The sequence below is a fragment of the Spiroplasma alleghenense genome (assembly GCF_003363775.1).
GTDB classification, from domain to species: domain Bacteria; phylum Bacillota_I; class Bacilli_A; order Mycoplasmatales; family Mycoplasmataceae; genus Spiroplasma_B; species Spiroplasma_B alleghenense.
Genome location: NZ_CP031376.1, coordinates 44120 through 63580, shown reverse-complemented (window position 1 = coordinate 63580; position 19461 = coordinate 44120). Strand labels below are relative to the sequence as shown.

Below are 19461 nucleotides of genomic sequence, written 5' to 3'. Positions count from 1 at the left end.
CCTTACTCTCTATTGCTTATTGAAGATTTCTTGATCGCTTCTAATTTTCCTCGCAAAGAACCGTCAAAAGTGTTTCCTTTGACAATAACTTGTAAACCACCAATTAATTTGGGATCAATTTTATTTATTAAAATCACATTCTCTTGCAATTTTTTACTTATTTTTTCTTCAATTTTTTTAATTTGATCATCACTTAATTCAACAGTTGATCAAATTGTTCCATATAAAATATGTTTTTCCTCCAATAAATTTTTACGGAGTTTTTTAAAAATAGCCCGACAGTAAATAAAAGATTTTTGTCTAACTAAAATTTTTATGGCATTAATAATGTAATTTTCAAACTTAAATTTTGAAAAAACTTCATCTACGATAACTAATTTTTTATCTAAATCAATATTTGGAGTTGTTAGGATTTTAGTAATTCCTTGATTTTTTTTCAAAATTTCAATAATAATATTTGATTGCTCCATATAAGATTCAATTTTATTTTCTTTTTTGGCTATGCTAAAAAGTGCGTGGCCTCAGTTACTTATAATTGACTCATTTAAAATCATGATTAATCAACCCTATCTAAGTCGTCAATAAAACTTTCAATAATTTTTTGGTTATCTTCTTTTGTAATATTTTTCTCTAAAACTTTTTCGGCAGCTGAAAAAGCAACTCCAATAACGTTTTGTCGAATTTCTTCTTTTAAAGCATCGCGTTCATGTTCGATTGAAATTTTCGCATGGTTTTGAATGTTATTCGCCTCTCTTCGAGCACGATCTAAAATTGCCATTTTATTTGTATCAGCTTCTGTATATGCTGATTTAATAATATTTAAAGAATCATTTTTAGCATTTTTTAATAATATTTCAGCTTCTTTTTTGTCTCTGTTTGCCTTAGTTGTCTTATCGGCCGCTTCATCTAATAATGAATTAATTTTTTTACGACGTTCATCAATAGAATTACGAAAAGGTTTGTAAACCAGTTTTGCTAGTAATAAAATTAAAACTATTGTTGATAAGACGTGGGCAATAAAATTTGGAAGATTCGGAAATAGCCCGTGGGTAATTTCTGGAATCCCTGGTGTTGCTAATAAATTAATCATCATTTTCTAAACAAAGATTAATAGAAGTGAAATAATTAGAGCATAAATAGCTCCCGACTCTGCAATACCTGCTGCAAGAATCATTGTTTTTGTTATCTGACCAGACATCTCTGGATTTCTACCGATTGCTAAACAAGCACCTTGACCTGTAATTCCTTGCCCGATTCCGGCTCCTAGAACTCCCACAGCAGCGACTCCGGCTCCTAAAGATTTTAATCCAGCCCCAATGCTATCTGCATCAGCCAAAAAGAAATTTGGCAAAATTACTGAAAGTGTTAGTGCGTAATTTGTAAAAATAGTCATAAATTCTGTATGCATTTTTTTATTCTCCTAATCTAAATTAAATTTTAATTAATTTTTGTTTGTTGTTATTTTTTTGATTTTCTGTTCTTACAGAATTTCTTCGTTCTGGTTCAGGTTCTTCGTGTTCTTCTCCCATAGCTTCACCTCAATAAGATAAGGTAAGGATAACGAAAACCGCTGATTGAATCATACCATCAAAAAGGTCAAAATACATATGTAAGAATGGCCCGAAAGCTGTGGTAAATATATTTATCCCAGCCCAAAAATATGTGTATTGAGCATTTCAAGTTAAATCGTAATGTTCTGGATCTGTGTTCCAAATATCATTATTAAGTCAACCGTGTTTAACTCCATTGGTAATTCCTAATAAGGCTGATTTATCTCCACTAAATCCAGCTTGTAAACCGATAAAGAAAGAGTAGAAAAGCCCCAAAATAATACTTCCCGCTAGTAGGTTCCCAAATAAACGGAAAGCCATAGAAAGTAGCGGTACAAATTGAGTAATTAACTCTAAAGGGTTTAAGTATTTTTTAAAAAAACTTAGTTTTTGATATTTTATTCCAAAATAGTATATTCCTATAAATGTAACAAACGCCATTGAAAACGTTACTGTCAGTGAGGTCATTGCTGATTCGAATCCAAGTAATGAAAGCAAACAACCAACAAAGATGTATAAAATTATATACATTGCATATGGTGTCAGTTTACGGTATTTTTTACCCATAATGCTGACAACCAAATCTTCCACTCCTGTGATAAACATTTCGGTGATAACTAGAAATCCACTCATCTTCTCCCGGTTCTGATGGTTTCTAATCTTTACATTGTAAACAATGCAGAATATTGATATTACTATAAAAGTTAATAAAATGGAAACTAGCTGTGGTGTAAAAGCATATAAGGAGTCTTGAAGTGGACTCTTAGAACTATCTCCAGCAAGCAACATCTAACTCACTTCCTTTCTGTGACCTAGTGTTAATTAAATTTTTTAAACATTCTTATGATTAAAAAATGGATAAAAAATGCTATTAACTATTCCGATTAAAAAAGCTTCAATCGAAAATAAGTCTGGGAGTATGAGAACCAATAAGGTTACTAGCATATAAAATCCAACTCTTGATAAAAATAAGAAAACGAAAAAGTAGTGATTTTCAGTCTTTACTAATAAGTCTGCTGATATTTTTATAAAATAAATGGATAAGTAAGAGGTGAATGATCCAATTAAAAAACCTGTTATTCAGTTTCAATTTATAATACTTAGAGATACTAAAGTAATTAATGTTGTCATAGTGAATATAAAGAAACTAGTAAAAACAATTAGTAATAATTTGTTTTTAATAAATCATTTTTTAAAAGTTTGCAAAACTCACCTCATGGTGGAATTTATATTCCATCCTATTAATATTAGCACTTTGAAAATAAAAAAAATGAAATTTAACTATTTTTTTACGAAAATAATCCTATTCCATTTATTTGAGAATTAATATATATTTTTTTCCAATCGATATAAAACCTATTTTGTACCGAAAATTCTATCCCCAGCATCTCCAAGTCCTGGTTCAATGTATCCTTGTTTATTCAATTTATCATCCAAAGAAGCTGCATAAATTTCAACATCTGGGTGAGCCTCTTGGAGTTTTTTAACTCCTTCGGGAACCGAAACCAAACAGACGAACTTTACGTTTTTAGCTCCTCATTCCTTTGCAATTTCAATAGCCTTGCAAGCACTTCCCCCGGTTGCCAGCATTGGATCAACAACTATTACATAACTCTCGGCGATGTTTTCGGTTGTTTTTGCGTAATATTGAACCGGTTCTAAAGTTTCCTCATCACGATATAAACCAACATGAGCTATTCTCGCTGTTGGAATTAATTTTTGAATTCCTTCGGTCATACCCAAACCAGCTCTAATAATCGGAACTAAAACAACTGGAATATCAACTGTATATCCGACAGCTTTTTTAACTGGTGTCTTAATTTCCAACTCCTTAACTGGAATATCTCTAAAAATTTCATAAACCATTAGTTGGGCAATTTCGTTCAGATTTTCGCGAAAATCTTTCGAACTTGTTTCTTCTCTTCTCATTCTAGTTAACTTATCTAAAATTAACGGATGTTTAATTACTGTAAATGACATTTTAATTACCCCCTAATATTTAATTTTATTATAAATTGGGTACTTTTCACATAGTTTTTGCACTTTTGTTTTTAAATTATCTAAATTTGCTTCAGAATGGTCATTAAGTGCTGAAATCATAATTTGACCAACTTCTTTAAATTCTTCACCCATAAAACCCCTTGTAGTCATAGCTGCAGTTCCAATTCTTATTCCACTAGTATGGAAAGCTTTTTGAGTGTCAAACGGAATCATATTTTTATTTACAATGATACCAATTTTACCCAAAATATCTTCAGCTTGTTTTCCTGTTAGCTGGAATTGACTTATTACATCAATATTTATCAGGTGGTTATCAGTTCCTCCTGCTACAAGCCTAACTCCGCCCTTTTTTAACTCTTCTCCAAGAGTGATAGAATTTTGCACGACCGCCTTTGCGTAGTTTTTAAAATCTGAACTATCAGCTTCAATAAAAGCTTGGGCTTTTCCAGCAATCATGTTTTCTAAAGGCCCACCCTGAATTCCAGGAAATAAGGCCGAGTTAACTTTTTTAGCTATTTCTTGATCATTTGTTAAAATTAGTCCACCTCGAGCCCCTCTCAAAGTTTTGTGAGTGGTTGAAGTTACTACATCAGAATAAGGAATTGGGCTTTGATGAACACCTGCGGCAACCAAACCGGCAATATGAGCCATGTCAACCATTAATTTAGCTCCAACTTTGTCTGCGATTTCTCTAAATTTTGAAAAATCTATTTCCCTAGAATAGGCACTAGCTCCTGCCACAATTAATTTAGGCTTATATTTTATTGCTAATTTTTCAATTTCATCATAATCAAGTCTTTCAGTTTTTTTATCAACTCCATAAAAATTAAAATTATAAGTTTGGCCAGAAAAGTTTAAAGGGTAACCGTGGGTCAAGTGCCCTCCAGCATCAAGGCTCATACCCAAAACATTGTCTCCATGTTCTAGCAAAGCCATGTAGGCAGCCGCATTTGCTTGGCTACCTGAATGTGGTTGAACATTAGCAAACTTTGAATTAAAAAGTTTTTTAGCGCTTTCAATAGCTAAATTTTCAATTTTATCAATTGATTCACAACCCCCATAATAACGCTTACCGGGATACCCTTCAGCATACTTGTTTGTTGCAATACTTCCCATTACTTCTAAAACAGCTTCAGAAACATAGTTTTCTGAAGCAATTAACTCTATATGAGTTTGTTGACGCTTTAATTCCTCGTTTAAAAACTCTCTTAAATTTTTATCCACTATAGTCACACAACTTTCTTACTCTTTCTTCATGTCTGTCGCCCTCAAATTCGGTGTTGATAAAAGTATCAACCAAGGTTAAGGCTTTATGAACAGCTATAAATCTTGCTCCCAATGCTAAAACATTGGCATTATTATGTTTTCTAGCAAGTTCAGCCGCTTCTTTCTCATAGCACAAGGCAGCACGGATATTTTTTACTTTGTTAGCTGCTATAGAGATTCCTATACCGCTCCCACAAATTACAATTCCTAAACTGTCTTTATTTTTATCAACAGCCTCACCAACCATAAAACCAAAATCTGGATAGTCCACTGCAGTTTCGTTTTCCGGTCCCAAGTCCACCACCTCGTGGCCTAAATTTTTCAAAAAATCATTAATGGCTGATTTCATTTCTAAAGCTGTATGATCGCTTCCTATAAATATTTTCATAAACAATTCCTCCTCTTTTTTATAATACACCATATAGATGTGATAAAATTAATCAAATTACAAATTAAGTAGGTGCCTTATGAAAAAATACACATATTATATAAGTTGATTTTTTTTGATTTGTTTTTGACTATTTTTAATTTCAGACACAGTTTTATCAGCATTACGGCCAGCACCAAGATTTGCTGCGACTGAAAGCGGAATTTTTGAAGTGATGAATTACGGGGAAAGAATTCTAGCCAGCTTTAGTTTTTGAACTATTTGAAGTAACTATTTATTAGCGATTTTCTTTACCATTGTCTTGTCAAAACCAAACAAAGTAATAAATTTTAATTGATGAACAGTAATGACTGGGTTTATGACATTAACAATGATACTATTTTGAATGGGTCTAGCAGGGATCAAAGCGGTTGGTGAGGGATTTCAAACAAAATTTGTCAATGATTATTCCGATCCAACCAGATTAATCTATACGCTTATTCTACACTTGGTTTCACCGGGAGTTATTATAGGAATTTGAATTACTAAGTGTGGTCATCAAAAACTTGATAAATATGAATTTCAGAGATTTTATCTCTTTGCAGCAATAGCATTTTTAGTTATTTATATGATATTTGTATTAACAAGAGGAATTATAAGAACTAATAACGACAAAGATATTTATACCTCGTTTCCCTATTTCTTCTTTGCTATAACTATTGAAAAAGGATTCTCAATGCTATCAATAAGCATTACAACGATTGTTTTGGTTGTGATACTAATATTAGCTGGTTATTTCAAAATAAACAACGCTATAGCAAATAAGAAACAGGTTACAGAATTAATTAAGTTAAATTTTGTGATTCCAACCATTAAAACTAATAAGCAGGCTTCGTGAGTGTGGTGAGGAATGTCAATAATCACAAGCCTTGTAACATTAGGTTTATCAATTTACTTTATTACAACTGTTAAAAAATTTTATCAGTCAGTAACCCCAGATGATTTTAAATATAATGCGATAAATTATCTTTCTTGATTGCTATTACTTATTTTACTAATAGTTTCTGCGCTGGCTTTATTTATACTTCTATTACTTTCATTAAGATTTCCAAAACTTAAGGGTTCGATTAGCACAATCTTGATGGTTATTGGGTCAGCAACTGTATTATTTTATGGTTTAGGTTCTATCGTTTTAGCCTTATTTTTCTGAGATTTTTACTCAAGAAATATTAAGAAAGAAACTCAATCAGAAAATAAAACTCAGATTAATTCTTAGAAAAAACAAAACTAGTTCTTAAGGTTTTAACTTTGAGAACTAGTTTTTATTTTAAATCTACATTTCATTTATTCTTTTATTTTTCTGAATTGTAAAAAAATAAACTCAACCAAAAAATGGTAGCAACAATAAGACGAATCTTGATTGATTATAAAAATTTTTGGAAAAAATTGCAAGCAAAGACAATATTAATAAAACTAAAATAAGGCATAGTAAATTAATTATGTTTATTATAACTAAAAAATTTATAGCTGTATTTTCAACTGTCTCACCTTTGTTAATCATTAAATTCATTAATGGGATTGAAAAAATACTGCCTACCAAAACTATTGCGGCAAACAAAAGTAAAATTATGTAGAAGTATATTTTTTTGTTAATTTTAAAACTGCCAAAATTTAAAAAGAAAATTTTAAAAATATTTTCAAGCATTTCAGGTGGTGAATCTAAATAATTTCTAAAAAAATAAATAGCAATAAGTAAGCAAAGAGTTGATATATCAAAAGCTAGTAATAAATAATTGGTAAAATCATAATCATCACTTAAGCTCGTAAATGGTACTAATATGACCATAATTAAAACCGTAATTTCTGCTGATACAATGATACTTGGCACTAACTTATTTTTCACTTGCAAAACCCCTCTAAAATTTTTATAAAGTTAGTATCGCTCTTATTATATTTTCAAATTATTTTTTTGCAACTGATTTTTAAAATATAAATTATTTTTGAAATGTAGTATCAAAGTAAGCAGTAAATAAAAATACTCAACCAAACTGGTTGAGTATTTTTATTTATTATTTTAATATTCGTTTGCTAAACTATCTTTACCACGTTTGATAATTTCTGCGCTTCCTGTTAATCCAGTACCTGCAGGAATTAAGTTTCCTAACATGATATTTTCTTTTAGTCCTTCAAGTTTATCAATCTTACCTTTGATAATTGCTTTAACCAATACACGAGCAGTGTCTTGGAATGAAGCAGAAGATAATCATGATTCTGATTCAAGCGGCGCTTTTTTAATACCAAAGATTGTGTATTTTGCCAATGGTGGTTTTTTACCAGCCATAATAGCTGAAGTGATAACAGCTTTGTAATGTTTCACTGTCACAATTTCTCCAGGTAATAATTCAGTATCCCCTGAGTCAATAATTTTAACTTTGTTCAACATTTGTTTAACAATAATTTCGATATACTTATCTGAAATCTCAATCCCTTGTAATCGGTAAACTTTTTGAACCTCTTTTAGGATGTAGTTTTCAACATCCTCAATTCGAGCGACTTCAAGTAAATCCTTAATATTGATTGCTCCTTCAGTAAGTTTTTGACCACGCGACACAGCTTCACCAACTTTTACACGAATGATAGCTCCGTATTGAGATTTGTATTTTCTTTCATCGTTGTTTGATTTAATAATTACTGTGAAAATTCCATCTTCTTCAATTACATCTGATACAACTCCATCAATTTGTGAAATGATCGCCACACTACCTTTTGGAGTAGTAACGTCAAGAAGTTCTTTAATACGAGGTAGTCCTTGGGTAATATCATCCCCTCCGGCAACCCCTCCAGTATGGAAGGTACGCATTGTAAGTTGGGTTCCCGGTTCCCCAATTGATTGGGCAGCGATTACCCCAACTGGTTCACCAATTTCAACCAACTCACCAGTTGCTAGGTTAATTCCATAACATTTCTTACATACACCTTTTTCCATATCACAAGTTAACACAGAACGGATTTGAACGTTTTTAACACCAGCTTCAATGATGTTGTTTGCCATAATTTCATCAACAAGAGTATCTTTTTCAACAATTACATTACCATTTTTATCTTCAACATCAGCGAAAACAAAACGTCCAATTAAACGGTCTCTTAGCGGCACAATGATGTTGTCATGTTTTGTTTCAACAACGTCGCTGATTTCAAATCCTTTTGAAGGATTACAATCAACTGCTGTAATAATGATTTCTTGAGAAACGTCAACTAAACGACGAGTTAAGTAACCTGAATCGGCGGTTTTCAAGGCAATATCAGCCATCCCTTTACGAGCCCCATGGGTTGAAATAAAGTATTCTGACACTGTTAAACCTTCACGGAATGATGATTTAATTGGAATTTCTTTAATATCCCCTTTGGGGTCATTCATAAGACCACGCATACCTACAAGTTGAGTAAAGTTAGAAACATTACCCCTTGCTCCAGAATCTGCCATGACGAATACTGGGTTTTTTGGATCTTGTTTTAGAACAGATTCTAATTGTACTTGAATCTCATCTTTTACTGCTGATCAAACGTTAATTACACGACGTTTTTTCTCAGAGAAAGTTAGCATTCCCATGTTGTAGAATTCTGTAATTTTAGCAACTTTTTCGTCAGCAACTTTAAAGTCTTCATATTTGTTTTTATAAGCAACAACGTCTCCTGCCGAAATTGTTGTTCCTGATTTAGATGAATATTTAAATCCTAAATCTTTCATATTATCTAGCATTTGCGCTGTTTTTTGTGAACCATAAGTTCTAAAGTAACGGTCAATGATTGCTGATAAATCTTTTTTCTTAATTGGTTGTTCTGTTTCATAAACGTTTTCGATATATTCTGCTACATTAGTTGAATCTGAAACAATGAATTTATCAACTGTAGTTTCTGCTCCATAAATATCATTATTGTTCAATCAAGGGAATTTTTCTGTAAAGATTGCGTTAAATAAGATTTTACCTACAGTTGTTATTAAGTATCCTGATTTTTTAGTTTCAAAATGCTTTTCATCCAATGAGTTAACATCAATTGCAATAATTGAATTTAATGAGATAACTCCAGCCTCATAAGCACTACATGCTTCGGCGGGATTTGAAAATAACATTCCTTGACCTTTTTGACCTTTTTCCTCAAAAGTTACATAGTAGTTTCCTAAAATCATATCTTGAGTTGGGGTTACAATTGGTTTACCATCTTTTGGTCCTAAAATTGCTTTACTTCCTAACATTAAAACTCTAGCTTCAGCCACAGCTTCTGGAGAAATTGGTAAGTGGACCGCCATTTGGTCCCCATCAAAGTCGGCATTAAATGCAGTTGTAACTAAGGGGTGTAAACGGATCGCTTTTCCTTTAACAAGTTTAGGTTCAAAAGCTTGAATTCCTAAACGGTGTAAAGTTGGGGCACGGTTTAAAAGAACCGGACGGTCTTTGGTTACATTTTCTAAAGCTTCTCAGATTTTAACATCACCTGATTGAATCATTTTCTCAGCAACTTTAACGTTTTCTGCAAAATTATTTTCTTGTAGTCACTTAATTACAAATGGTTTAAATAAAATAATTGCCATATCACGAGGAATTCCCGCTTGGTACATTTTTAAGTCTGGTCCAATCGCAATAACTGAACGACCTGAGTAGTCAACACGTTTTCCTAATAAGTTTTGACGGAAACGACCTTGTTTTCCTTTTAAAATTGATGTTAGAGATTTTAAAGCTCTTTTATCTTTACCAGTTACTGGACGCGCTTTACGTTCGTTATCTAATAAGGCGTCAACCGCTTCTTGTAACATACGTTTTTCGTTATTTACAATAATGCTTGGCGCTCCCATTGATTTAACTTTTTTTAGACGTTCATTTCTAATGATAATACGACGGTATAAATCATTAATTTCTGAAGTTGTAAAACGACCACCATCTAATTGAATAATTGGACGGATGTCTGGTGGGATTACTGGAATAACATGTAAAATCATTCATTCTGGTCTTGAGTTTGATTTTTTTAATGAGTCTAAAACTTCAAGACGTTTCATCATTTTGTTTTGTTCAACAGTACCACGTTTTTCTTTTAGTTCTTCACGAATTTTAACAATCGCTTCATCTAAATCGATATTTTTTAATAATTCTTCAATTGCGCTTGCTCCAATACCGAATTTAGCATTTGTGTATTTTCCGATAAATCCAGCTGCCTCATCCATAGAAAATGGAATCGAAGCATTACGAAGTTCTTCAATCATTTTTTCAGCACGACGGAAACCGATTTCTTGTTTTGGATCACTTAAGTCAAAACCATCTTTGATTTCCTCTAAAGTTTTAGTTAATTTTTCTCTAGTTTTAATACTAATTTTAGTATTTCCTAAATCTAAAACTTGAGCTTTTTTAAGGTGTTTTGAAGTTCCTGGATCTAATACAATGTGTGAAACAAAGTAAACAACTTCTTCCAGTTCTTTAGTTTTTAAATCCAAAATTGCTGCAATACGACTTGGAGCAACTTTCAACATTCAAATATGAGTCACTGGTTCTTCTAGTTCAATATGACCCATACGTTCACGACGAACGATTGATTCAGTAATTTCAACTAAACAACGTTCACAAACTTTACCTTTGTTTTTTACTTTTTTATATTTACCACAGGCACATTCGTAATTTTTAGTTGGTCCAAAAATTCTTTCATCGAATAAACCATCTTTTTCTGTTTTTAAAGTTTTGTAATTAATAGTTTCGGCTTTGGTAACCTCTCCACGAGATCAAGAGCGAATCACATCAGGACTAGCCAAGTCGATTTTAATCATTCTTTTTTCATTTTTTGAATTTATCATTTATTAACTTCTCCTTACTAATCAAATAGTGACTCAGGATCAATTTCTTCATCCTCAACATCTAAACTTAAATCTTCTAGATTCATATTGTCTGATAAGTCTTCTTCTAATCTTGAAATACTACGGTTTTTATTTTTTTCTAAGAATTCAAATTCGACTTCGTCGATCATGTCATCTTCATAAGCATTAATTAGTACTTTGTTTCCTTGCTCATCAATCATGTGCATATCAAAACCAAGTCCCATTATTTCTTTTGTTAAAACGTTAAATGATTCAGGAATTCCTGGGTTTGGAATATCTTTACTTCTAACGATTGCTTCATAAGTTTTAATTCTTCCTCGGATATCATCTGATTTAATTGTTAAGATTTCTCTTAATGTGTAAGCGGCCCCATAGGCTTCCAAGGCTCAAACTTCCATCTCACCAAATCTTTGACCCCCATTTTGAGCTTTACCTCCTAATGGTTGTTGAGTAATTAAAGAGTATGGTCCAACGTTACGAGCATGTAGTTTATCATCAACCATGTGTGATAGTTTAAGCATGTACATAACCCCAACCGCGATTGGTTTATCAAAGGCTTCACCAGTTCTACCATCAATTAATTTAACCTTACCGTAATTTTGCATTCCAGCTTCAGCCATGATATCTTGTAGTTCTTCATCATTTAGTCCTTCAAAAACAGGTGTTGAAACTTTTATTCCAAGTTTTTCAGCAGCCATACCTAAGTGGATTTCTAAAACTTGTCCAATGTTCATACGAGAAGGAACCCCTTGTGGGTTTAACATAATATCTACTGGAGTTCCATCTTCCATATGAGGCATATCTTCTACTGGTAAAATTTTTGAGATAACACCTTTATTACCGTGTCGTCCCGCCATTTTATCTCCTTCTTGAATTTTACGTTTTTGAACAACAAAAACTTTAATTACTTCAAGAATATCAGCTGGTAAGTCATAACCATCAGCACGAGAGAAGCGGCGAATTGATTGAACAATTCCTTCTCCACCGTTGGGAACTCTTAATGAATTATCTTTTACGTTTCTTGATTTTTCACCAAAAATTGCGTGTAGCAATTTATCTTCTGGTGATAATTGAGTTTGAGATTTTGGAGTAACTTTACCAACTAAAATATCTCCAACCTTAACTTCTGAACCGATTGCAATAATTCCTTGTTCATCCAAGTATTTTTTACTTGCTTCAGAAATGTTTGGAATTTCTCTAGTAACTTCTTCAGCACCTTGTTTAGTTTGACGTCTTTCAATTGTATATTCATCGATGTGAATTGATGTAAAACGGTCATCAATTACAATACGTTCTGAAACAATAACGGCATCCTCATAGTTGTATCCATTTCAAGTTGTAAATGCCACAACAACGTTTTGTCCTAAGGCAAGTTCACCTTTGTCCATTGAAGGACCATCAGCTAAAATATCACCTTTTTTTACTTTGTCATTAATTTTAATTATTGGTGAGTGAGTAATAGCAGTTCCGTTGTTTGAACGAATAAAATCACTTAATACATAAGATTTAGAACCATCTTTTGTTTCTAAAACAATTTGTTTTGAATCCACGTATTTTACAATTCCGTCTTCACGAGCTACAATTGCATCTCCTGAATCTCGAGCCGCTTCAAATTCAACCCCTGTTCCAACAACTGGTGATTGAGGATTAATTAATGGCACAGCTTGACGTTGCATGTTGGCACCCATTAAGGCACGGTTAGCATCATCGTTTTCTAAGAACGGAATTAAGCTTGTTGCGATTGAAACAATTTGTTTTGGTGAAACGTCAACGTAATCAACATCCTCAGCATTAGCCATGATATCATCTCCACGATAACGAGCAACAACGTTTGAATCTAAAATAGTTCCATCTTTGTCAATTTTAATATTTGCTTGAGCAACAATGAAATCTCTTTCTTGATCAGCTGTTAAGTATTCATATTTTCCGGCAACAACTTTTTTATTTTCAACTTTTCTATATGGAGTTTCAATAAATCCATATTCGTTAATTCTTGCATAAGTTGAAAGGTTATTAATCAAACCAATATTTGGTCCCTCAGGAGTTTCAATTGGACAAATTCTACCATAGTGACTAGGGTGAACATCTCGAACTTCTAGTCCTGCACGTTCACGGCTTAGACCACCTGGTCCTAAAGCAGTTAAACGACGCTTGTTTGTTAATTCAGCAAGCGGGTTGGTTTGGTCCATGAACTGTGATAATTGTGATAAATTGAAAAATTCACCGATAATCGCAGTCAGTGGTTTATTGTTAATGATACTTGATGGTTTCATTTTGAAAGGGTTTGATGTTGAAATTTTTTCTTTAACATTTTTTTCAATACGCATCATTCCGATTCTGAATTGATTTTGTAATAATTCACCAACAGTTCTTACGCGACGGTTACCTAAGTGATCAATATCATCAACTTCACCGATTCCGTCAATTAAATTTAACGCAAATGAAAGAGTTGCAATAATATCTGGCACGTTAAGGAATTCATCACTTCTTGATTTAGTAACTCCAATAATTGCAGTTGTTTCTGTTCTTAAATCGTTGTCTTTGAAAACTCTAATTTTTTGGATTTCATTTCCCGATTCAATAGCCTCGTGGAAATTAATTTTTGAAATCATCGCTCCTTCTTCAAGAACTTTTGAAACTTGTTTTAAGACATCCTTGGTTACTTCTGTACCCATTTTGAAGGCAACATTACCTTTAGCATCAATTAGATCTTCTGCTAAAATTTTTCCTAATAAACGATTTTTAACTGCTAGTTTTTGTTGTAATTTAAAACGACCAGCCTTAGTTAAATCATATTTTCTTTTATCAAATAATAGCCCAAAAATATATTTACATGCTCCATCAGCAGTAGCAGTTTCCCCTTGACGAATTTTTTTATAAATTTCTTGAATTTGGTTTTCTCAGTCAATGCTAATTTCCCCAGTTAAATTATCTTGCTCTAAAGTGGTTTCAACCACAGTGTTGTTGTCGAAAATGCTCAAAATTTCATCTTTTTGCATTCCTAAAGATGTCAGTAAACTTGTTGCAGTTGTTTTACGTGATTTATCTATTTTAACAAATAAAGCATTTGCCAATTTATTATCAATTTGTTTTTTAACATCTGTTTCAAATTCCAATCATGTTCCACGACTTGGAATTATATCAGCTGAATAAATTGTTTCTCCATTTTTACGGTTTAATTCAGTTTTAAAGTAACTTCCCGGAGAACGAACCAATTGTGAAACCACAACTTTTTCACTTCCATTAACTACGAAAGTACCTCTATCTGTCATAAGTGGGAAATCACCAAAGAAAACTTCTCCTACCTTGTAAATATCCACATTTGCAGTTAAAATTTCACTATTATCATCTACTACTTCGATTTGGATAGTTTCACTATCCCCAGTTTTGTTTTTAACATCATAAAAATATAGATTATCAACTTTTTTTACAAAATTTACACTATTGTTTTCAGTTTTTTCTTGTAGTCAACCTTTCAAAAAGGTTTCAGTTTTACCCGAAATGTTTTCTTTTTCTATTTCAACACTTTCCATGCGAACTGTCAGAGACAAGTTAGCATATATTGGCGCTTCAAATATCTTTGATTCTTCTTTCGCTCTTGCAACAGGAATTCTGGGTGCCTTAAATTCCCAGTCCTTTAAACTTAATACAATTTCACCATCATTTGAAACAACGGGGAAAACTTCTTGAAAAACTTCATCAATTCCCTTCTTTTGGAATCAATCAAAAGTATCAATTTGTAATTCAATTAGGTTTGGTAGTGGTAAATCACCTGAAACTTTTGTGTAATCCCTTCTCTTAACGGCTTGATTTATTTTTTTAACAGTATAGCTCATTCAATATTCCTCCAATTTAAAGCAAAATCTACGCAATAACAATTTTAAGTTATATTCAGTCAAAAGTCAATAGTAAAAAGTCTTTTTTGTAAAATATTCAATATAATTTTTATGTGAAATTAAACAAATAATAACTAAGTTATTTTTTATTTTTTAATTTATTCAATAACAAAAACCGCTAGCGGCTTAATTGCTTTTAGCGGTTTTATGATTGATTTGATAATTTGAAATAATTATTAAACTATATTCTTTTGCTTTCTAGGAAATCTAAAATTTCATCCTCACTGCTAAATACAAATGATTTAATCTTGTCATTCACTTTATAAAAATATACTCTACTGTACTCGGTTTTCTTTGTTGCTTGATTTGTAGCAAAAAGACTAGTCTTTATAGCATCTAGTGCATCTTTGATATCGCCATAGTAGACATCTTTATTATCATTTGGATTTTTAAACCCATAAACATAACCGAAGCTAACTTGCTTTGTGGGTTTGGATTGAATAAATCTGGCATGTGCATTTTCTTGAATTTCATTTTTACTGTAGTAACCAAACTCAGGATTCAGATAACCAAAAAGTCTATCAACTAAAAGATCATTAGATTCTTTTACAAGGTTATCATAGCCGTAAATATTTATATTTTGGTAATTTAAAACAAGAGGTGGATTTTGTTCAAAGTATTTATTTTTTAATTCAATTTCACTTTCAGATAGTAGCTCGCCCTTAAAATCAGAGGCAATTGGATTATCACTTGCGAAATAGTATTTTTTGAAATCATCAAATCCGACATAGTCAAATAATGGGTTCTCTGGTCCTAAGATTTCAAAATATTTATCTAAATATTTATAATTATTTTTACTCAAAGCTAGTAGACCGTCATAAATTTCAAAATCATCAATTGAGTTGTTTTGTATTACATTTTTTTGCTCTGATGATAAAAATTCAGAAATTTGAAGAAGCAGAATGGCAATTAACATATTTGAAGAAAAATCCTCTTGTTCTTGCGAATTTCTAAATGAAGCTGATTTTAAAGAAACATCTAAACCATTTTTTTCTATGTACTTTTTTTCCAATAATGGTAGGTAGTTGTAATAATGAAATTCATCATTTTCATTATTATCATTTTTAGGTAAAAGTTTTGTCTTTATTCCGACAATATCTCAATCTGGTTTATATCACGATGTCTTAAGTTTTTGAAATAGGAAATTGTTATAAAAGTCTTCAAAAATTTTATCAAAGTCGCTTTCTACATCCGAAGTTCACTTAAATATAGATTTACCCTCTAATTCACTATTTTCGTAACTTGCAAACGACGAATTATTTCTTTTGTCTTGATTGAACAAATAAACAAATCTGTTCTTCTCGCCATTTAAAATACAATTAAAATAGTTTAGCTCAAATTTTTTCATTCACTCTGGTAGATTTTCTTTTTTTACAAGAAAATTTTTTTTAACAGCCTCTTTAATTGCTGGTTTTAAACTATCTTTGGTACCCCAAATATAAGGTTGGTCCAACTCGATTAAAGGAGAATTAAATATGACATAACCTTCCATACCCAAAGATTTTAATAATTTATTGTCAGTAGCGCTATTAGCATTATAATATCTGTCCTTATATTTATAAAATTTAACTTCATGCGGGTGGATGTTTTCATTGAAAAAATCTTCTAATGCCAACTCCCTTGTTTTATGCCACTTTTTAGAATCAATACTATAGTTTTCTTTTCAAGTTAAATTGGATGTGTAACTTTTCATGGCCTCCCTGTACTTAGCGTCATAACTTCCATCAATATTTTTATATAGCTCTTTGTAATTTTCGATTTTACCGTCTGCATTTTTCAAACTGTCATTGTTGATTGGTCCCCCATGTGAATACTTGTACTTATCTGTAGCTTGCATTTGAAATATATAATTATTTTCAATTAGATAATTATCAAAAGCGGGTTCTGAGTCAAACTTCATGCCATTAAATTCAATTGCTTCGCGAGAATCCACTAGGTGAGATTTGTTAAATATGTCCTCGGCTTGGATTTTTGGGGCAGGAATTGTTCTAACTATCGGAGCACTTACGACCAAAATAGGCAAAGAAGAAATCACCATTCTTAATAATATATTTTTCATACTTACCTCCTTTAAACTTTGATTATTTGTTTTGAAATATAGCTTTCTAAATTACTAATATCTTTAAAAATATTACCTTTGTATGTGACAAAATTTTTTTCAGAGTTATAAATTCCTGAATCTATTTTTGAATTCCTAATTATAAAGTATTTAGCATCTTCATAGGTTCTAAAGTTTCTCAGTTTGCCCTTAAAGAAAACTTGATAAAAATCCGAACTGACACTGATGTTGTTTTCTGATTCATCATAAACAGGATTAGCTATCAGGTCTGTTGATAAAACTTCTTTTGATTCACAAAGTATTTTTTCAATATAATATTTGTTGGCTTCTAAAAGATCCCGCTTTTCGCCCAAGGGTATTTTTTTAAGATTTTCATTATAAGGAACATAAACGGTTTCGAAATTCGACTTTTCAAGATTATTATTTAAACTTTCAAGAGCTGATTTTTTTGTATTAAAATAGCGACCAAATCCATCAGTAAAGGTTTCCATCGGGTTATTTTTATATTTATAATCAAAAGTATCGTTAATGTAACTCTCAATTTGTTTATCTGAATAGTCCTTACCCTTATTTTCTATATCCCTGCTAGGAAAGTCTGACTGCCCGTTAACCAATTTAACTTTTATCTCCTTAAATTTTTCAGGATATTTTACCATATATATTTTTAGCGCCTCAATTGCTCTTTGCTTTGTATCGTAAATTGTGTTTAAAAATAATCAGCCTCCTTGAGGTCCTCTAATTTCATTACTGTCAATTACTTTTATTGGATTAATAAAATTTGAAGCAACCTGGTTACCAAGGGAGATATTTATTATAGGAATTTTAAATCCCGTTGCTTTGTAATAAAGTATTTGATTGTCACCAAAATCTAATTGTAATAATTTATTTTCTACAGGCGACAATACGCTTGTCAATTTCCATACATCACTTAAGAAACTCAATTCAGGAATTTTGGCAACTGAACCAACACCCCCAACGGTTTCAGCAAAACTGTCAACTGATTTTTGTAAATTATTTACAAAATCTATTTCCGACTCATCTTCTTTCTTTCTCAAAACTCCGGGCTGCAAAATTAAATTAATAAAATCAAAACTAAAGAATTTATTATTAACACTAATTTCCTTAAATGCTTTAGCAGAATCATAGTTCATATTTTTTGTAAAAATGTTGCCAATTATTTCGTTGATAAGATTGTTGAATTTTTCCAATTCTTCTTCCTTATCATAATTTCTTGTAACCGCCACTTCTTCCAAAATTTTTTTTAAGAAGATTAAAGATTTTAATTCATTTTTAACGCCCTTAATTTTCGAAAGCATTTCCTCATTTTTTTTAATACTAAAGTTAGCATCAAATTCCGGTGATTCTAATGGTAGGTCAGACACAGAGTCAAAAACTTCTCTAAATTCTTCGTACTTACTTTCGTTATTTTGAAATAAATCATTTTTAATATTTCAAGATTCCGGTTTCTTACTTGAAAAAACGTCGATAATTGTTTTGAAGAATTTGCTTAACGCCAATGTATTTCAAAAAACAGGACTTATTGATTGTTGATCAATCACCCTTCATTCTTTGAGCTTGTCTTTCATAGTTTCCAAAGAAGCATCTTTTCAAATTAAAGTGTCTCCATAAAAATTGTCATAATCTTGATTTATTTCTAGTAAAAAAGCGTTTTTAGAGTTTTGACTTTGTCTTATCATTGAGTCAATATATTTTTGAATTTTGTAGTCCGGCAGCCCTTCCATATTAGACGCAATACCATCATCTCACTCAAACCCATCAAAATTAAATTGTCTAAAAGTATTGTTTCTAATTTTTTGCATGATCCTTTCTTTGACGAGGCATTTTCCAAGTCCCCCATCATAACACTGGGTTTTAGTATCAACCTTTAATTTTTGAATCTTTTCATTATATAAATAATTTTTTATTTCATATTCATGTTTAAAATAATTCTTATTATTTATACTGTCTTCAGAAACAAATCACGTTGTCCCGCTTAAGTAGCTCTCGATAGCTTGCTTCTTATCTTGAACAGCTCTTCCTAAGGCGTCTTTATAAACTGTAACTATTCTTGCATCATCCCCAATTGGTAAATGGGAGATAATTTCGTTATCCTCAAGAGTTTGGGCACTATCCAAATTTTTTAAAGTAAATTTTTTGGTAATAGGAAATTCCTTGATAATTTCGTTATACATTTTATCAATTTCTAAGTCGCTGTATAAAACATCTTTATATGTTGAAAAGCTTGATTCGTTGTCATCATAAATCTCAGTATCCTTTCAAACCTGATTGAAGACATCTTCTCTAGAATCATAAAAACTACCATTGTAATAAAATTTTTCATCTTTTTGGCAAGCAACAACTGTGCTAACACTGGTTGAAACTACAAAAAATGAACTAAGTAAAATCAGTAATTTTTTCATTTTAACTCCTTCCTGATTTTTAGTGATTTATAAAAATCTAAA

Annotated in this window: 14 protein-coding genes; 1 reads left to right on the top strand and 13 read right to left on the bottom strand. The window is 31.5% G+C overall.

Features of this window, described 5'->3' with window-relative positions; all coding sequences use genetic code 4:
• Nucleotides 1-2 precede the first annotated feature (2 nt).
• The 8 genes from SALLE_RS00300 to rpiB all read right to left on the bottom strand — a co-directional run bounded on the left by SALLE_RS00300 (nt 3) and on the right by rpiB (nt 5205).
• Nucleotides 3-554: a F0F1 ATP synthase subunit delta gene (locus SALLE_RS00300; protein ID WP_115557664.1), complete on the bottom strand. Its 552-nt coding sequence runs from the start codon at nt 552-554 to the stop codon at nt 3-5.
• 2 nt (nt 555-556) lie between these two features.
• Nucleotides 557-1090 carry a F0F1 ATP synthase subunit B gene (gene atpF / locus SALLE_RS00295; RefSeq protein WP_218936930.1) on the bottom strand — a complete coding sequence of 178 codons (534 nt, stop codon included), beginning with the start codon at nt 1088-1090 and terminating at the stop codon, nt 557-559.
• A 6-nt stretch (nt 1091-1096) separates the two neighbouring features.
• On the bottom strand, nt 1097-1408 hold the full coding sequence (locus SALLE_RS00290; RefSeq protein ID WP_162807910.1) for an ATP synthase subunit c family protein: 312 nt from the start codon (nt 1406-1408) through the stop codon (nt 1097-1099).
• Between the two features lie 22 nt (nt 1409-1430).
• Nucleotides 1431-2339, bottom strand: a complete 909-nt coding sequence (locus SALLE_RS00285) for a F0F1 ATP synthase subunit A (protein WP_115557662.1) — start codon at nt 2337-2339, stop codon at nt 1431-1433.
• 42 nt (nt 2340-2381) lie between these two features.
• The gene (locus SALLE_RS06125) at nt 2382-2768 is read right to left on the bottom strand and encodes an MG406 family protein (protein WP_425451050.1); all 387 of its coding nucleotides are present in this window, start codon (nt 2766-2768) and stop codon (nt 2382-2384) included.
• Between the two features lie 138 nt (nt 2769-2906).
• On the bottom strand, nt 2907-3530 hold the full coding sequence (gene upp / locus SALLE_RS00275; RefSeq protein ID WP_115557660.1) for a uracil phosphoribosyltransferase: 624 nt from the start codon (nt 3528-3530) through the stop codon (nt 2907-2909).
• Between the two features lie 12 nt (nt 3531-3542).
• Nucleotides 3543-4784, bottom strand: coding sequence for a serine hydroxymethyltransferase (gene glyA / locus SALLE_RS00270; protein ID WP_115557659.1), 1242 nt, complete (start codon nt 4782-4784; stop codon nt 3543-3545).
• Nucleotides 4768-5205, bottom strand: coding sequence for a ribose 5-phosphate isomerase B (gene rpiB / locus SALLE_RS00265; protein WP_115557658.1), 438 nt, complete (start codon nt 5203-5205; stop codon nt 4768-4770). The genes glyA and rpiB overlap by 17 nt, the downstream gene beginning before the upstream one ends.
• A gap of 79 nt (nt 5206-5284) precedes the next feature.
• Between rpiB and SALLE_RS00260 the strand changes: the two genes are divergently transcribed.
• Nucleotides 5285-6460, top strand: coding sequence for a hypothetical protein (locus tag SALLE_RS00260; RefSeq protein ID WP_115557657.1), 1176 nt, complete (start codon nt 5285-5287; stop codon nt 6458-6460).
• Nucleotides 6461-6517: 57 nt separating this feature from the next.
• Here the strand turns inward: SALLE_RS00260 and SALLE_RS00255 are convergent, their stop codons facing one another.
• The 5 genes from SALLE_RS00255 to SALLE_RS00235 form a co-directional block, all read right to left on the bottom strand.
• On the bottom strand, nt 6518-7087 hold the full coding sequence (locus tag SALLE_RS00255) for a hypothetical protein (protein ID WP_115557656.1): 570 nt from the start codon (nt 7085-7087) through the stop codon (nt 6518-6520).
• Between the two features lie 171 nt (nt 7088-7258).
• Entirely contained in the window at nt 7259-11020 is a 3762-nt protein-coding gene (gene rpoC, locus SALLE_RS00250; protein WP_342768166.1) for a DNA-directed RNA polymerase subunit beta', read from the bottom strand.
• Nucleotides 11021-11040: 20 nt separating this feature from the next.
• A complete protein-coding gene (rpoB, locus tag SALLE_RS00245; protein WP_115557654.1) occupies nt 11041-14880 on the bottom strand; it encodes a DNA-directed RNA polymerase subunit beta in 3840 nt (1279 codons plus the stop codon).
• A gap of 241 nt (nt 14881-15121) precedes the next feature.
• Complete coding sequence (locus tag SALLE_RS00240) at nt 15122-16999, bottom strand: hypothetical protein (protein WP_115557653.1); 1878 nt, start codon at nt 16997-16999, stop codon at nt 15122-15124.
• A gap of 11 nt (nt 17000-17010) precedes the next feature.
• Nucleotides 17011-19419, bottom strand: coding sequence for a lipoprotein (locus SALLE_RS00235; protein ID WP_115557652.1), 2409 nt, complete (start codon nt 19417-19419; stop codon nt 17011-17013).
• Nucleotides 19420-19461 lie beyond the last annotated feature (42 nt).